This is a genomic window from Rhodopseudomonas sp. (assembly GCF_013377015.1).
GTDB lineage: Bacteria > Pseudomonadota > Alphaproteobacteria > Rhizobiales > Xanthobacteraceae > JARJEH01.
The window spans coordinates 21,321-38,606 of sequence record NZ_JACABA010000001.1; the positions used below are offsets into that span (position 1 = coordinate 21,321).

Sequence of the window (17,286 nt, forward strand, 5' to 3'; positions counted from 1 at the left end):
GCGCGCCATGCTATCACGACTATTGGCGTCAATCCGCTACGGCATCGCGGCGAAACTCTACCTTCTTACTGCAATCGCTCTTGTCGCGCTCTTGGTTCTTGCCACGGCATCCATTCTCTTCGCCATTCAAACGCAACTCGCTGCCGAGCGACTCTATCGCGAAGGCGTCGTGGGGATTCAAACCGTTACTCAGCTCGAGGTTTTGTTCGAGCAGCACCGCGCACTGATAACGGGGGCGCCCGCCGAACTTGACCGACGTCGCCTTCAGAAAATCCGCCAGGCAATCGAGCCGATCGATGTGCAAATAGATGTGAGCGTTCACGCGAAACGATTGGGAACCGACACGCCTGAAGAGCGACTGCTAGCGGAGATAGCCGTCCAAACTCCCAAATTGAGAGAAGCGGGGAATCGTGTTTTGATGCTCGCCAACAGCTTCGCTCAAGACAACGCTCTCGAAGTCAGCCAGGGCGATTACTCGCAGGCGGCAACCGCGATCCAAAGCGCCCTGCAAAGGTGGTATGCGGAGCAGATCCACTCTGTCGATCGCGAGGTCAACCAGCTGTCGAAGGCTTCGAATGATCTGATCTTGTGGGTCATCGCATCCGCATTTGTCGCTTTCGTACTGATTGGACCGGTCTCGGTGTGGACCAAACACCACATCCTGAAACGGCTCGGAAAACTCACGGCCGTGATGCGTCGGCTATGCAATGATGAGCTTGTCGTCGACGTGCCCTTTACAAACGCCCTCGACGAAATGGGCGACATTGCTCGAACGGTCGATGTATTTAAAGACAACGCAATCTCGCTTGGTCTGGCCCACCTTCAGCTCGATGCAGCCCTAAACAATATGGTACAGGGTCTCTGCATGTTTGATGCGAAACAAAGGCTGATCCTGTGCAATGACCGCTTCCTGGAAATGTTCGGATTATCGCGCGAAAGCGTCGTTTCCGGCATCGGCCTTCTCGAATTGATTCAATGCATCGAATCCGCAGGCGGTTTTCCGAGAGGGTCGGCAAGACAGGTCTATCAATCTTCCTGCGCCCGCAAATTCGTCGATGGGGCGAACTCTTATCAGCAAGAAGTCCCGGACGGTCGAACCATTGACGTCACGAGGCGCGAAATGCCCGGCGGGGGATGGGTTGGTACCTACGAGGATGTTACCCAACGAAGGACGGCTGAACGGCAGATCGTCCACATGGCTGAGTACGACACCCTCACCGATCTGCCGAATAGACATCTCTTTCAGCGCACACTCAAGGAAATGCTCCAAGCCGCAGGCGAGACAGATCAACTCGCAATTTTCTGCCTGGATCTCGACGGCTTCAAGGGCGTCAATGACATGTTCGGCCATGCCGCCGGGGATGAACTCCTCAGGCAAGTCGCCAGCCGACTGGTTCGCTGCATCGGGGATCAGGGAATGGCGGCCCGACTGGGAGGCGACGAGTTTGCAGTCCTGCAGCGGGGACCATGCCGGCCGGGAGGCGCCAATGCGCTAGCACTGATCGTGACCGAAGCCTTGAGCGCGCCGTATGATCTTTCCGAAAATCAGGTCGTAGTGGGCGCATGCATTGGCATTGCTATTTCGCCGGGCGACGCGTCCACGTCGGACGACCTTCTGAAGTGCGCCGACATGGCCCTGTATGGCGCCAAAGCTGCCGGGCGAGGAACCCACCGTTTCTTCGAACCGGAAATGAACGCAAGGGTTAGAGCGCGCCGCCAGCTGGAGGTCGATTTACGTGCCGCACTGGCCGAGAAGCAGTTCGAGATGTTCTATCAACCGATCGTTTCGGTGAGCAGTAACGAGGTGATCGCTTTCGAAGCTCTCATCCGCTGGCGGCATCCGGGTCGCGGGATGGTATCGCCGGCAGAGTTTATTCCTGTCGCAGAGGAGACCGGTCTGATCATCCCGTTAGGTGAATGGATACTGAGACAGGTTTGCGCCGATGCACTGAGTTGGCCTCGGCATATCCGGGTTGCCATAAACCTTTCACCGGTTCAGTTTAGAAATCCAAAACTGGTTCAAACCGTGTTCAGCGCTTTGGCTACCACACATCTCGAACCCGGAAGACTTGAGCTGGAAATCACCGAAACTGCCTTGCTTCAAGACAATGAGTCGGTCCTCGAAATGCTGCATCGGCTCAAGAGCTTTGGTGTGCAGATTTCCATGGATGATTTCGGGACAGGATATTCAAGTCTGAGCTACCTGCGGAGTTTTCCCTTCGACAAAATCAAGATCGATCAGAGCTTCGTTTGCGGGCTTGGCAAACAAGACGACTCACTGGCGATCGTCCGTGCCGCGATCGGGCTGGGAAAGAATCTCGGAATGACAACCCTCGCCGAAGGCGTCGAAACCGACCGTCAGCTCCGCGTGCTGAGGGAGGAAGGTTGCGATGAAGTGCAGGGGTTCCTGTTTAGCCGGGCCGTGCCTTTGAAGGAAACCTATCAATTGCTGAGGCTGCTGCAATCGTCGAAGAGTATTGTGGCGTGAACCACGGCTGAGACAACAGCCGGGTCGTTTGTGGACGAGGCAATCAAAACTGTTACGATCGGCGACAAAAAATGACTTCTGGCAAGATCGTTCATACGATCAGCCTTCGAAAGTTAGATAAGTCTCAGACCGATTGACGCGGCACGCAAAGCTGTCTCGTCACAAACGGGGAACGTGACGCCTACCTTCCCGGAAACACCCCAGGCGGCAATGACGACGTCAAAGTCCAAACTTCCAATGTTCCACCTTTTTGGCGGACCATGGCGACCTCGTTGTTATCGACTGCTGCGACGAATGCTAGCGAATTGCCGGGCAGCATCGTGCAGTCACCTGAGCGAAGACTGTCGTCCTGCAGTTTTCTGACAGCTGCTCGGTCGTTTTGCTGCAGAAGCCGCCGGAGCAGCTGAATTGTATCCGAATTTTTGCAGGCAAAGACATCGCCTGCACTCTGACCAAATGCATTCAATGTCAGCGAAAATAGAGCGAAAAACACAAGTCCAAAGCGAGGCATAATTTCCTCCCGTCAAACCGCACGGCTTCTTATATCGCGATATTGGCCTCTCATCCTGGAATTGCGAAAAAAATTAGTGCTCTCGGCGTCTGTCCTCTTCCGGCGAGGTCGACCACGAGTCATTGCCAGGAGGATTTGCGTACCAGACAATCGACGGCTCCGCCGGCCACCCCTAGGATTGCTTCGCCTCCGGCCGGCGCGTTGCGCCGACCTCGGCTCGCAATGACGGGCTCTACGACGCCGCTGCCTTGCGTTCGGCCGAAACCGCCGCGCTCATCGCAAACCCCTCATAGCCCTTCGTCGCGACGTCGTTGCAGATCTGCCGATAGGCCCCGACGCCGCCGATATAGGGCATGAAGATCTGCGGCTTGCCCGGGACGTTGGCGCCCATGTACCAGGAATTCGCCTGCGGATAGAGCGTGCCCTGCGCCGCCTCGTTGACATGTGCGACCCACTTGTCCTCGGCCGGCCGCGTCGCCTCCATGCAATCGAGCCCGCGCTCGCGCATATAGCTGAGGCAGTCGGTGATCCAGTCGACGTGCTGCTCGATCGACACGATCATGTTGCTCAACACCGACGGGCTGCCGGGGCCGGTGATCAGGAACAGATTGGGAAAGCCCTCGCTCATCAGGCCGAGATAGGTGCGCGGGCCCGCCGCCCATTTCTGGTTCAGCGTCTTTCCGCCGCGGCCCACGATCTCGATTTTGGCAACCGAACCGGTCATGGCGTCGAAGCCGGTGGCGAACACCAGCGCGTCGAGCTTGTAGTCCTGGCCGGTGGTGCGCACGCCGTCGGGCAAGATGCGCTCGATCGGATTGGCGCGGATGTCGACCAGTTCGACATTGGGCCGATTGAAGGTCGCGTAGTAGTCGGTATCGACGCAGATTCGCTTCGAGCCGATCGGATGATTGTCCGGCTGCAGCAATTTGGCGACTCGCGGGTCCTGGACGATCTCGGCGATCTTGTCGCGAACGAAATCCGCGGCGGTGTCGTTGGCCGCCTTGTCGAGGATCAGATTGTTGTAGACGCCCATATAGGTCAGCCCGCCGCTGGTCCAGCGCGCCAGATACTTCTCGCGGCGTGCCTCCTCAGTGTCGTCGAGCGCGCCGCGGTCGGGCAGCGGCTGCACGATGCCGTTGCGCATCTCCTCGCGCGCGCGACGGCGGATTTCCGGATAATTGTCGCGAAACGCCTGCCGCTCCTCCGCCGTCAACTGCGCGTTGCGCGCCGGCACCGAGAAATTCGCGGTGCGCTGAAACACCGTCAGCCGGCTGGCCTGTTCGGCGATGATCGGCACCGACTGGATCGCGGAGGAGCCGGTGCCGATCACGCCGACGCGCAAGCCGGTGAAATCGACCGGCTCGTGCGGCCAGTGCCCGGTGTGATAGACTTGGCCCTTGAACTGATCGAGGCCGTCGATTTCCGGCATCCGGGCGTTGGACAGGCAGCCGGTGGCGAGCACCACATAGCGCGCGGTGACGGTGGCGCCGTCGGAGGTCGTCACCGTCCATTCGCTCGCCGCCTCGTCGAACACTGCGGAGTCGACGCGGGTGTTGAACTGGATGTCGCGGCGTAGCCCGAAGCGGTCGGCGACGTGGCTGGCATAGGCCAGAATTTCCGGCTGCGGCGCGTAGCGCTCGCTCCAATCCCATTGCTGCTGCAGTTCGTCGGAGAACGAATAGGAATATTGCATACTCTCGACGTCGCAGCGCGCGCCGGGATAGCGGTTCCAGTACCAGGTGCCGCCGACGTCGCCGCCCTGCTCAAAGACCCGCACTGAGAACCCTTGCTCGCGTAGCCGGTGCAGCAAATACATGCCGGCGAATCCGGCGCCGACCACCACGACGTCGGCGCGGGCGGATGCGGCGGGGCTGTTGGCGGGCTGAGGCTGCGACGCGGTCATAAATTCACTCCCGATTGTTCTTGATTGTTGGGCCGCAGCATTCCCTCCGCGCCGGCAAAGCGCAAGGGGCAACGAGCATGGGACATGTGCACGGGCGCGGATATTTTGCACGACGGAATACACATGGACCTGATGATGGAGAGAGCCGCGGTTGCGCTCGTGAAGATGCCGCCGAAGCGCTTGGCAGCGCCTCCCTCGATGCGCTAGCGTGAATCCCAACCCGCCGCGCCAGGCTGGGAGCAAGCAAGAATAATAGGGAGCAACTTCGTCATGAAATCGCCGGTCTGCGAGATGCTGGGGATCGAATTCCCGCTGTTCGCCTTCAGCCATTGCCGCGACGTGGTCGCCGCCGTCAGCCGCGCGGGGGGCTTCGGCGTACTGGGGGCGACGATCCACACGCCCGAGACCATCGAGCGGGAATTGAAATGGATCGACGATCACGTCGACGGCAAGCCCTACGGGCTCGACGTGCTGATCCCGGAGAACATTTCCACGGCCGGCGAAAAGGACGTCACCTGGCAGAGCCTGGAAGCGCGGGTCACTCCGGAGCATCGCGACTTCACCAGGAGCCTGCTGAAGAAATACGGCATCGATCTGCCGCCAGCGCCGGTGCGGGCGAACGAGCCGCAGCCGTTCGACGCCGACAACGCGCTGCAGCTGCTCGAAGTGTCGTTCCGGCATCCGATCCGGCTGATCGCCAACGCGCTCGGCGTGCCGCCGAAGGCGATGATCGAGATGGGCAAGCAGCACGGCGTGCCGGTGGCTGCATTGGTCGGCGCCAAGGAACACGCGATCCGCCAGGTCGCGGCCGGCGTCGATATTCTGGTGGCGCAGGGCACCGAGGCCGGCGGCCATTGCGGCGAGGTCTCCACCATGGTGCTGGTGCCGGAAGTGATCAAGGCGGTGAAGCCGATGCGCGACGTGCCGGTGCTCGCCGCCGGCGGCATCATGACCGGCCGGCAGATGGCGGCCTGCATGGCGATGGGCGCGGCCGGGGTGTGGACCGGATCGGTGTGGCTGGCGACGGTGGAATCCGAGACCACCGAAATCTTCCGCGAGAAGATGATCGCGGCGTCCTCGCGCGACGCGATCCGCTCCAAGGGGCGCACCGGCAAGCCGGCGCGGCAACTGCGCTCGGTGTGGACCGACGCCTGGGACCGCGGGCCTGGCCCCGGCGCGCTGCCGATGCCGCTGCAGAGTATCATCAGCCGCGACGCCTTCAACGCGATTGACCGCTCGGCCGCCGCCGGCAACGCCCAGGCGCGCGATCTGGTCAGCTACTTCGTCGGCCAAGGCGTCGGCCTGATCGACAGCGTCAAGAGCGCCGGCGCTGTGGTGCAGGAGTTCAAGGAGGATTTCGCCGAGGCGGTCGAGCATCTCGACGCGCTGGTGGCGGAGTGAGTGCCGTCATTGCGAGCCAACGGGTCGACGCGAAGCGCCGACCCGTTGGCGAAGCAATCCAGCGGCGGCTCTGGATTGCTTCGTCGCAAGTGCTCCTCGCAATGACAAGTTTAAGGTCTCAATTCTGTTGAACGCAATTTGAGACAGACTCTCAGGATGAGGCCTTCGCGATTAAGTCTGAGAAAGTGACAACAAGAAAATGACGACAACCCAACTCAGCCCGGACCGCATCCCCGTCATTGTCGGGATCGGCGAAATCTCCGATCATCCGAAGGAACTCACCGCGGGGCTGGAGCCGCTGGCGCTGCTGCATAAAGCGATCAAGCGCGCCGGACAGGATTCCAATGCAAGCCTGCTGAACGACATCGACTCACTCGACATCGTCAATTTCCTGAGCTGGCGTTACCGCGATCCCGAGCAGTTGCTCAGCGACCGGCTCGGCATCAAGCCGGCGCACGCCTATTACGGACCGGTCGGCGGCGAGAGCCCGATCCGCTACATCCACGAAGCGGCGCAGCGAATCGCGCGCGGCGAGGCCAAGGTCGCCGTGGTGTGCGGCGCCGAGGCGCAATCGACCGCGACCAAGGCGCAGCGCGCCGGCGTCGACATGCCGTGGACGCCGTTCGCGCATGACGTGCCGGAGCCGAAGCGCGGCGCGGCGTTCCAGAAACCGATGGCGGGAACGCTCGGCGTCGCGCGCCCGATCACGGTGTATCCGTTCTACGAGGCGGCCACCGCCGCGCATTGGGGCCAAACCCCGCGCGAAGCATTGCGGGAATCCGGCGAGTTGTGGGCGCGCTATTCGGAAGTGGCGTCGCACAATCCGAATGCCTGGATCAAGCGCACTTATGCGCCGGACGAAATCACCACGCCGTCGCCCGACAATCGGCTGATCGCCTGGCCCTATACCAAGCTGATGGTCGCCAATCCGACCGTGAACCAGGGCGCCGCGGTGCTGTTGACCTCGCTGGCGCGCGCGCGCGAAGCCGGCATCGCCGAGGATCGGCTGGTGTTCGTTCACGGCGGCGCCTCGGCCGAGGAGCCGCGCGACTATTTGATCCGCGACCAGTTCTATCAGAGCCACGCCCAGAACGCGGTGCTGGAAACGGTGAAAGCGCTGGTGGGCGGCGACGGCAAGGCGTTCGATGCGATCGAGCTGTACAGTTGCTTTCCCTGCGTGCCGAAAATGGCGCGGCGCACTTTGGGCCTTGGCGACGACGTGCAGCCGACCGTAACCGGTGGGCTGACGTTCTTCGGCGCGCCGCTCAACACCTATATGACGCATGCCGCCTGCGCGATGGTGCGACGGTTGCGCGACGGCGCCAAGCTCGGCCTGCTGTACGGCCAGGGCGGCTTCGTCACCAAGCATCACGCGCTGGTGCTGTCGCGGCAGGCGCCCGAGATTGCACTTGAGCAAGAAACCAACGTTCAGGACAAGGCCGACGCCGCGCGGGGCGCGGTGCCGGCTTTCGTAACGGACGCCAGCGGCGACGGCACGGTAGAAAGTTTCACCGTGATCTATAGCGGCAACAACGAGGTCGAGCACGGCGTCGCGATGCTGCGCACCGGCGACAATGCGCGGGCGCTGGCGCGGGTGCCAGCGCAGGACGCCGCGACGCTGGCGCATCTCACCAATCTGGACCGCACCCCGGTCGGCACGCGCGGCGCGATCAGCACCGCGGCCGACGGCGTGTTGGAATGGCGGGCAGAATAGCCCGTCATCCTGAGCGCCTGATCGAAAAAGGCAACCAATAGACCCAAGGTCGATTTCGTCATTGCGAGCCGAGGCCGGCGCGAAGCGCCGCCGAAAGCGAAGCAATCCAGGGGCCGCAGGCACAGACTGGATTGCTTCGTCGCAAGAGCTCCTCGCAATGACGAGCTCAAGCGGTCGATTTCATTGAACGCATTTTGAGTCAGACTCTCACGATGCGGGCAGCAAGTGGAGCGAGCGCCCCTACCCCTTCTGGTCCTGCTTCTCCGACGCCGTCGCGGGCTTGGGCCGCTTCGTCGCGCCGACGACGCGGACCTGGTCTCCGTCGGCGAGGCCATCCGGAGGTGCGACGATGATGCGGTCATCCGCCGCGAGGCCAGCGCCGATCTCGATGTCGCGGCCGAGATCGCGGGCAATCGTCACGGTCTTGAACAACACCCGTTCGTCGGACCCGACGGTGGCGACCCGCAACCCGCCCTGGTTGAACATCAGCGCGCTGGCGGGAATGTGCAGCGGCACCGCGTCGCGTACCAGGCTGAGCTTCACATTGGCATAGCCGCCGGGCATCAACTCGCCGCCGGCATTGTCGAGCGCGAGCTGCATCCGCGTGGTGCCGGAAGCGACATCGACCGACTGCGACGAAGCTTCCACCGTCGCCGGAAAAGTCCGGTTCGGATATTCCGGCAGCGTGATGACCGCCTTGGCGCCGATCCTGATCGCGGGCGCGTAACTCTGCGGCACGTTGACATAGACCCGCAGCTTGCTGATATCGGAGATCACGAACATTGCGGGACCGGTGCCGGCGCCGCCGGAAATCAGCGCGCCGACATCGGTGTTGCGTTCGGTCACCACGCCGTCAAACGGCACGACGATTTTCTTGTAGCCGGCCAGCGCCTCCAGCCGCTCGACATTGGCCTGGCCGGAGTTCACCGCCGCCTTCTTGTTCGAGAGGTCGGCGGTGCGCTCGTCGATTTCCTGCATCGAGACGAAGTTCGATGCGATCAACGACTTGCGCCGATTGAGTGTGGCTTCAGACAGTTTGGCACTGGCCTGCTGGCTGGCGAGATCGGCGCGCGCCTGCAACAGCTGCTGGTCGAGGTCGGGCGCCTCGATCTCGGCGATCACCTGCCCGGCCTTGACCCGTGCGCCGATATCGGCGCTCCAGCTCTTCAGATAGCCCGAGACGCGGGCGAAGATCGGCGCCCTTGAATAGGCCTCGAGCCGGCCCGGCAGATCAAGCGTGGCGTTGAGCACCTTGCCGTCGGGCAGTGTCACCGCGACGCTCGGGATTGCCTGCTCGTCGGTCCAGGTCCGCAGCTCGGCATTGCCCTTTTCCCGCGCCATGATGCCGGTGACGACGATCGCGACCCCGACGCACAGCACGGCGACGCCGGCGATGCCCAGCCCGCGTCGCGACCGTCCGGCTTTGGGTTCAGTCGACATGCTAGATCTCCGCTGCCTCGGCGTTTAGCGCCGGCTGCTTCTTGTGGACCATACTGAACACCACCGGCACGAACATCAGCGTGGCGATGGTAGCAAAAATCAGGCCGCCGACCACAGCCCGGCCGAGCGGCGCGTTCTGCTCGCCGCCCTCGCCGAGCCCCAACGCCATCGGCGCCATGCCGATGATCATCGCCAGCGCCGTCATCAGCACCGGACGGAAACGGACGAAGCCGGCTTCCAGCGCGGCCGGCACCGGATCGCCGAGCACTGCGTAGCGTTCGCGCGCGAACGAAATCACCAGCACGCTGTTCGCGGTGGCGACGCCCATGCACATGATTGCGCCGGTCAGCGCCGGCACCGACAGCGTGGTGTGGGTGGTGAACAACATCCAGACAATGCCGGCCAGCGCCGCCGGCAGCGCGCTGACGATCACGAACGGATCGGACCAGGACTGGAAGTTCACCACGATCAGCAGATAGATCAGCACGATCGCAGCCAATAGGCCGAACAACAGCCCGGAGAACGCGCTGTTCATGGTCTGCACCTGCCCCAGCAGCACCACCGAACTGCCCTTCGGCACCGCGCTTGCGGTGTCGTCGATCACCTTGCGGACATCGGCCGCCACCGCGCCAAGATCGCGGCCCTGCGGCGTCGCGAAGATCTGCACCAGCGACTGGATGTCGTATTGCGAGATCACCGCATTGCCGGCGGAGCGCGAGATCTTGGCGATGCCGCCAAGGATCGGCGAATTCGAAGCGCCCACCGCGGAGACCGGCAGCGTCTCCAGCGCGCTCAATGAATCGATCAGATACTGCGGGGTCTGCATCACGATCGAATAGGACACGCCGTTGTCCGGGTTGAGAAAGTAGGTCGGCGCCACTTGCGAAGAGCCGGCAAGGTTGACTACCAAACTGTTGGTGACGTCGCGCTCGGTGAGGCCGACATATTGCGCGCGGGTGCGGTCGACGTCGATGTTGAACACCGGATTGTTCGGCGATTGCTGGATCCGTGCGTCGGCGATGCCCGGAATCCGTCGGACCTTACTCAACAGCTTGTTGGCGTATTGGAAATTCGCAGCCAGATTGGCGCCGCGGACTTGCAGATCGATCGGCGCCGGGGCGCCGAAATTCAGGATCTGACTGACGATGTCGGCCGGCAGGAAGGCGAAACTCATCCCGGGAAACTGCCGCGGCAATTGCTCGCGCAGCGCCTGCACGTAGTTCTCGGTCGGCCGGTGCTCGGGCTTCAGCTTGATCTGGATGTCGCCGTCCTGGGTGCCGATCACGCCGGTGTTGTTATAGGTGAGATTGATGCCCGAGATCGGCATGCCGATATTGTCGGTCATGGTGTCGATCTGGTCCGGCGGAATGATCCGGCGGATCGTCTTCTGCACATCGGCGAGCTGATTGGCGGTTTCCTCGACCCTGGTGCCGACCTGGGTGCGGACATGCATCAGGATCTGGCCGGCGTCGACCGAGGGAAAGAAGTTGCGGCCCAGATACGGCACCAGCGCAAACGATACGCCGACGATCCCGACGAAGCCGAACACGAACACCGCGCGGTGTGCCATCGCCAGCGTCAACAGATCGCCATAGCCGTGCCGGAATCGCGAGAACAGGCCTTCGAATCCCTGCTGGAACCGGACCAGCGGATTGCGCGACGGACGTTTGCCTTCGATGCTGCTGTGATGCAGGTGCGGCTGCAGCAGATACTTCGCCATCGTCGGCACCAGCGTGCGCGACAGCAGGAACGACCACGTCATCGCGAACATCACGGCTTCGGCCATCGGCACGAACAGGAAGCGCGCGACGCCCTGCAGGAAGAACATCGGGACGAACACGATGCAAATACACAGCAGCGACACGAAGGCCGGGGTCACGATCTGGTTGGCGCCGTCCATGATCGCGGTTTCGACCTCCTTGCCCTGCTCCAGATGCCAGTTGATGTTCTCGATCGTCACCGTGGCGTCATCGACCAGAATGCCGACCGCGAGCGCCAACCCGCCCAGCGTCATGATATTCAGGGTCTCACCGATCACCGACAGCATGATGACGGCGCCCAGCACCGACAGCGGGATCGAGACCGCGATGATCAGCGTCGAGCGCCAGCTGCCCAGAAACAGCAGGATCATCACGCTGGTCAGCAGCGCGGCGATGATACCCTCATAGGCGACGCCGGTGATGGCGCCGCGGACGAACACCGACTGGTCGCCGATGAAGCCGATCTTCAGCGCGTCCGGCAGCGACGACTTGACGTCGATTACCTTCTGCTTGATGCCGGCGATGATATCCAGCGTCGAGACCGCGCCGGCCTTCAGCACCATCATCAGCACCGAGCGGGCGCCATCGACATGCACGATATTGGTCTGCGGCGGGTTGCCGTCGCGCACCGATGCCACGTCGCGGACGTAGACCATCGCCCCGTTCACCGTCTTGATCGGCAGGTTGCCGAGATCGGCCATCTGCAACGGCGAGTTGTTGAGCTGGATGACGTATTCGAAGCCGCCGATCTTCTGGGTGCCGACCGGCGTGATCAGGTTCTGCGCCGCCAGCGCGTTGGCGACGTCCTGCCCGGACAGGCCGCGGGCCTGCAATGCGCCGGGATCGAGATCGATCTGGACCTGGCGCTGCTTGCCGCCGAACGGATAGGGAATCGCGGCGCCCGGCACCGTGACGAGCGGCGTGCGCAACTGGTTGATGCCAATGTCGGCGAGGTTCTGCTCGGTCAGCCCGTCGCCCGACAGCGCCACCTGGATGATCGGCACCGTAGAGGCCGAGTAGTTCAGGATCAAAGGCGGCGTGGCGCCGGGCGGCATCTGCTTGATCAGCGTCTGCGAGATCGCGGTGACCTGGGCGTTGGCGGTGCGGATATCGACGTTGGGCTGGAAGAAGATCTTGACGATGCCGAAGCCGCTATAGGAATTGGCCGAGATGTGCTCGATGTCGTTGACCGTGGTGGTCAGAGCGCGCTGGAACGGCGTGGTGATGCGGCCGGCCATCTGGTCCGGCGGCAGCCCGGTGTATTGCCAGATCACCCCGATCACCGGGATCCGGATTTCGGGGAAAATGTCGGTCGGGGTGCGCAGCGCGGCGAGCGGGCCGACGATCAGCAGCAGCAAGGCCAGCACGACGAAGGTGTACGGCCGGCTCAGGGCGATGCGGACCAGCGCGATCATCAGTCAGGTAATCCCCGATCTATGGAACTAACTTGGATTGGGCGGACCAGCCGCCACAGCTGATTTAACCGAACCGGCGGCAAATAGCCAACGGCGACCGGGGGCTCTAAGCACCCATAGGCGGTACTTCCGCGATCGGCCGGAACTTTCACGAGAGATTGATCGCTGCGATGCACAATGACGCGCGTCGACGCGCGTCATTGCGACGTCATACGCCGCGGCGTCAAACCTCCAGCTTGTCGCCACCCTTGAGATCAAGGATTTCGCGGGCTTCGTCGGGCGTCGCGATTTCGAGGCCGAGGCCCTCGATGATCTTGCGCGCCAGCGTCACCTGCTCGGCGTTCGACGCCGCCATGCGGCCAGGCGCAGCCCAAAGCGAATCTTCCAGGCCGACACGGATATTGCCGCCCATCGCAGCCGCCATCGCGGCGATCGGCAGCTGGTTGCGGCCCGCGCCCAGCACCGACCAGACGAATTTGTCGCCGAACAGCCGGTCCGCGGTGCGCTTCATGTGCAGCACGTCCTCGGGATGCGCGCCGGTGCCGCCCTGCAGGCCGAACACCGTCTGCACGAACAAAGGCGGCTTCACCAGGCCCTGTTCGAGGAAGTAGTTCAGGTTGTAGAGATGCGCGGTGTCGTAGCATTCGAACTCGAAGCGCGTGCCGCTGCCGGACAGCGTGTTCAGTACATATTCGATGTCCGCGAAGGTGTTGCGGAACACGATGTCCTTGTTCTGCAAGTGCTTCAGCTCCCAGTCTTGCTCGAAGCTCTTGAACCGGTTGAGCATGCCGAAAAACGCGAAATTCATCGAACCCATATTGAGAGAGGCGACTTCCGGCTTGTAGACCGCAGCGGGGCGGACCCGCTCGTCCACCGTCATGGTCGGCGAGCCGCCGGTAGTGAGATTGATCACGCAGTTGGAGCGCTGCTTGATGATCTTGAGAAACGGCTCGAAGGCTTCCGGGCTCTGATCCGGCTGGCCGGTCTTCGGGTTGCGGGCGTGCAGATGCACGATCGCGGCGCCGGCCTCGGCGGCGTCGACCGCGGCATCGGCGATCTCTTGCGGTGTCACCGGCAGTGCCTTCGACATCGACGGCGTATGGATCGCGCCGGTGACGGCGCAGGTGATGATGACTTTGCGGGCCATGTTGCTCTCTTTCTTGCTTTTCAGTCGTCAGGCTTAGTCGATCTGCGTCTTCTTGTGCGCGGCCAGCGCCGCGAGGCGTTGGTTGCGCCGCGCGGTCAGCGCGGCGATCCGGTCCGGGGTCGGCTGATGCGGCCAGGCGGCGATCACGCGGTCGACATTCGGGCTTTGATACACTTCGGGGCCGGCGGATGCGGCCGCCAGTTCCTTGTAAAAGCCGGTGTAGCGCGCGCAATAGTCCGGAATGCCGCCGGGTGCGTTCAGTTCGATGGTCTCGAACGGGCCGAGGAACGACCAGCGCAGCCCCAGGCCATCCTTGACGGTGTGGTCGAGATCTTCCGCCGACACAAAACCCTCGCCGACCAGCCGAAACGCTTCCGCCAGCAGCGCGCCCTGCAGGCGGTTGAGGATGAAGCCGTTGATCTCCTTGTTGACCGTCACCGGGACCTGGCCAATGGCGCGATAGATCGCGCGGGCGCGGTCGATCGCCTCGGGCGCGGTCCATGGCGCGCCGCACAGTTCGACCAGCGGCACCAGATGCGGCGGATTGACCGGATGCCCGACCAGGCAGCGCGCCCGGCCCGGCAAACCTTCCGTGAATCGCGAGGCGACGATCGCCGAGGTCGATGACACCAACAGGGCGTCGGGCGGCGCGAGGCGATCGAGCTCTTTGAAGATCGCGATCTTCTGCGCGACGTCTTCCGGGCCGTTCTCTTGCACGAAGGCGACGCCCTGCACGGCGTCGGCCAGCGACGCCGCGACCGCGACCCGCGCCGCGGCGGCGGCGGGATCTGTGGCAAGCCCATGCTTCGCCAGCGCGTGCAACTCGTCGCGGATCAGCGCCAGCGCTGCATTCAGCGTCGGCGCGTGCGGATCGGTCAGCCGCACACTCCAGCCGGCGCGGGCGAAGATCGCGGCCCAGGCCCGGCCGATCAGGCCGACGCCGACGATCGCCACGCTGCGGTTGTTGTCGTTCATGATGTCACTCACAGCCAGAGCACCTTGCGGCGCAGATCGAGATCGTCGCGCAACGCCGCCGACGGCCCCTGGTGAATCACCCGGCCGCGCTCCAGCGCCACCGTGGTGTCCGACAATGCCAGCGCCAGATCAAGATTGTGATCGACGATGACGATGGCGATTTCCTTGCGCAGCCGATCGAAGGTCTCGAACAATTGTTCGACGATGGCCGGCGCCAGCCCCTCGAACGGCTCGTCGAGCAGCAGCACCCGGACGTCGCCGGACAGCGCGCGCGCCACCGCCACCATCTGCTGCTCGCCGCCCGACAGATAATCCGCCGGACTGTCGAGCCGCTCCTTGATACGCGGGAAATACTCGTAGATCCGCTCGCGGGTCCAGTGCACGCCGTTGCCGGTTTGCCGCTTCAAGGCGCCGAGTTCGAGGTTCTGCGCGACGCTCATGCCGGCGAATAGTCCGCGGCCCTGCGGCACATAGCCGATGCCGAGCCGCGCGTTCTCCGCCGACGACAGCCCGATCAATTGATGGCCGGACAGCCTGATCGATCCGCTGGACGCCGGCGCGATCCCGACCAGCGTTTTCAGCAGCGTCGACTTGCCAGCGCCGTTGCGGCCCAACAGCGCGATGATCTCGTTGTCGTGCAGGGTGAAGGCGACGTCGTTGAGGATGTGGCTCTTGCCGTAGAAGGTGTTGACCGCCTCCGCCTCGAGCAGCGCGTCCCGGCCGGCGGCGGATTCGCGCGGCTGCGCGGCGATATGGCTGGCGCCGGAGCCAATATAGACCTCCTGTACCTTCGGGCTGGAGCGCGCGTCCTCGACCGAACCGTCAAGCAGCACGGTGCCTTCGTTCATCACCGTGACATGGTCGGCGAGCTGGAACACGCGGTCGATGTCGTGCTCGACCAGCAGCACCGGCAGATCCGCGGAAATCCGCTTGATGATGGCGCCGATCCGCTCGCGTTCGGCGGCGGCGAGCCCGGCCAGCGGCTCGTCGAGCAGCAGGATCCGCGGTGCGGTTGCCAGCGCCACGCCCATGTCCAAGAGCCGCTGCCCGCCATAGGACAGCATCCCGGCTTCCGCGCTCTCGATGCCGGCGAGGCCGAGATAGCGGATCACGCCGTCGGTCTCGCCATTGATGGCGTCGATCGCCAGCGCATTGGTCAAGGGATCGAACCGGCGCGGATGCCGCGCCTGCACCGCGAGGCGGATGTTTTCGCCGACGCTGAGCGCCGGAAACAGATTGGTGATCTGGAACGAGCGACCGATCCCGGCGCTGGCGATCTGTTCCGGGGTGTGGCCGCCGATCGGCTGACCCATCAGGGTCACGCTGCCTTTGTCGGGCGAAAACATCCCGGACAGCAAATTGAACGCCGTGGTCTTGCCGGCGCCGTTGGGACCGATCAGCGCGTGCAGGGTGCGATCGGCGATCGCGATGTCGATGCCTTGCACCGCCTTGATCCCGCCGAAGCTCTTGACGATGTGATGCGCCGCCAACACCGGGCCTTCGACCGTCGACTTCGGCCGCAGAAATTCCGGCAGCGGCAACGGCTCGATCTTGCGCGCCGACATCGCGGCGTCCTCGATCACCTTCTTGCGGAACGGCGACAGCAGCCGCTCGCCGAAGCCGATCAGGCCGGTCGGCGAGAACACGATGAAGCCGACGAAGATCAGGCCGAACCAGAATAGCCAGTTCTCGGTATAGATGCCGAGGAATTCACGAAACAGGATGAAGAACAGCGCGCCCAGCGCGGGGCCGAGGAAGCTGCGCATGCCGCCGATCACCACCATCGCCAGCAATTCGCCGGAGAAAGCCACCGAGATCGGATCGGCCGAAGTCATCCGGTTCTTGTACAACAGCAGAATCCCGGCAAGGCCGGTGATCGTCGCCGACAGCACGAAAGCCATCAGCTTGTAGCGATTGGTCGGGTAGCCGAGAAACCGCGCGCGCTGCTCGTTCTCGCGGATCGCCACCAGCACGCTGCCGGCCGGCGAGCGATGGAATTGCCACAGCAAAACCAGCACCGCGAACGAGATCATCGCGACGAACCCGTAGTAGGTGGTGCCGGATTCCAGATCGAAACCGAGCAGCGATGGCCGTTTGATGCCGCCGATGCCATTCTCGCCGCCGGTGACGTCGGTCCAGCGGAACGCCACGCTGTACAACATCGCCGCCAGCGCCAGCGTCAGCAGCGAGAAATACACCCCGCGGCGGCGCAGGATCAGATAGCCGAACGCGGTAGCGATCACCGCGACGATCACGAGGCTGATCAGCATCGGGCCGAGCAGCGAATTCGGCAGCAGGTCGCGCTGGATCAGCGCCGCGGCATAGGCCGCAAGGCCGAACCAGGCGCCGTGGCCGAACGACACCAGGCCGGTGTAGCCGACCAGGATGTTCAGCGCCATGCAGGCCAGCGCGAACACGACGACTTCGGTCGCCGACGTCACGGTAAGCCCGAGCGCCAGCAGAATCGGCGGCAACGCCAGCAGGCCCAGCGCGGCAATGATCAGCGGAATCGGCAGGCGTTTCAACATCCGC

The 17,286-nt window shown here is 63.4% G+C and carries 10 protein-coding genes; 3 read left to right on the top strand and 7 right to left on the bottom strand.

Translation table 11 applies throughout. The annotated features are described in order from the left end of the window. Positions 1–7: 7 nt before the first annotated feature. The gene (locus HXX15_RS00090; protein ID WP_296511377.1) at positions 8–2,488 is read left to right on the top strand and encodes an EAL domain-containing protein; all 2,481 of its coding nucleotides are present in this window, start codon (positions 8–10) and stop codon (positions 2,486–2,488) included. 181 nt (positions 2,489–2,669) lie between these two features. Here the strand turns inward: HXX15_RS00090 and HXX15_RS00095 are convergent, their stop codons facing one another. Next, positions 2,670–2,999 (bottom strand): hypothetical protein, encoded by a 330-nt coding sequence (locus HXX15_RS00095; RefSeq protein ID WP_296511379.1) that lies wholly within the window; start codon positions 2,997–2,999, stop codon positions 2,670–2,672. A 232-nt stretch (positions 3,000–3,231) separates the two neighbouring features. Further along, on the bottom strand, positions 3,232–4,902 hold the full coding sequence (locus tag HXX15_RS00100; RefSeq protein ID WP_296511382.1) for an NAD(P)/FAD-dependent oxidoreductase: 1,671 nt from the start codon (positions 4,900–4,902) through the stop codon (positions 3,232–3,234). Between the two features lie 270 nt (positions 4,903–5,172). Here HXX15_RS00100 and HXX15_RS00105 point away from each other — a divergent pair, with 270 nt between their 5' ends. Then, positions 5,173–6,303, top strand: coding sequence for a nitronate monooxygenase (locus HXX15_RS00105; protein ID WP_296511384.1), 1,131 nt, complete (start codon positions 5,173–5,175; stop codon positions 6,301–6,303). 199 nt (positions 6,304–6,502) lie between these two features. Continuing rightward, positions 6,503–8,017 carry an acetyl-CoA acetyltransferase gene (locus HXX15_RS00110; RefSeq protein ID WP_296511386.1) on the top strand — a complete coding sequence of 505 codons (1,515 nt, stop codon included), beginning with the start codon at positions 6,503–6,505 and terminating at the stop codon, positions 8,015–8,017. A 240-nt stretch (positions 8,018–8,257) separates the two neighbouring features. On the opposite strand, the gene HXX15_RS00115 is transcribed toward HXX15_RS00110, so the two are convergent. The 5 genes from HXX15_RS00115 to HXX15_RS00135 all read right to left on the bottom strand — a co-directional run bounded on the left by HXX15_RS00115 (position 8,258) and on the right by HXX15_RS00135 (position 17,282). Continuing rightward, positions 8,258–9,457, bottom strand: coding sequence for an efflux RND transporter periplasmic adaptor subunit (locus tag HXX15_RS00115; protein ID WP_296511388.1), 1,200 nt, complete (start codon positions 9,455–9,457; stop codon positions 8,258–8,260). A 1-nt stretch (position 9,458) separates the two neighbouring features. Then, the gene (locus tag HXX15_RS00120) at positions 9,459–12,632 is read right to left on the bottom strand and encodes an efflux RND transporter permease subunit (protein ID WP_296511391.1); all 3,174 of its coding nucleotides are present in this window, start codon (positions 12,630–12,632) and stop codon (positions 9,459–9,461) included. 223 nt (positions 12,633–12,855) lie between these two features. Beyond that, a complete protein-coding gene (locus HXX15_RS00125) occupies positions 12,856–13,779 on the bottom strand; it encodes a 3-keto-5-aminohexanoate cleavage protein (RefSeq protein WP_296511393.1) in 924 nt (307 codons plus the stop codon). Between the two features lie 33 nt (positions 13,780–13,812). Further along, positions 13,813–14,754: a 3-hydroxyacyl-CoA dehydrogenase gene (locus HXX15_RS00130; protein ID WP_296511395.1), complete on the bottom strand. Its 942-nt coding sequence runs from the start codon at positions 14,752–14,754 to the stop codon at positions 13,813–13,815. Positions 14,755–14,762: 8 nt separating this feature from the next. Next, a complete protein-coding gene (locus HXX15_RS00135; RefSeq protein WP_296511397.1) occupies positions 14,763–17,282 on the bottom strand; it encodes a branched-chain amino acid ABC transporter ATP-binding protein/permease in 2,520 nt (839 codons plus the stop codon). Positions 17,283–17,286: the final 4 nt, after the last annotated feature.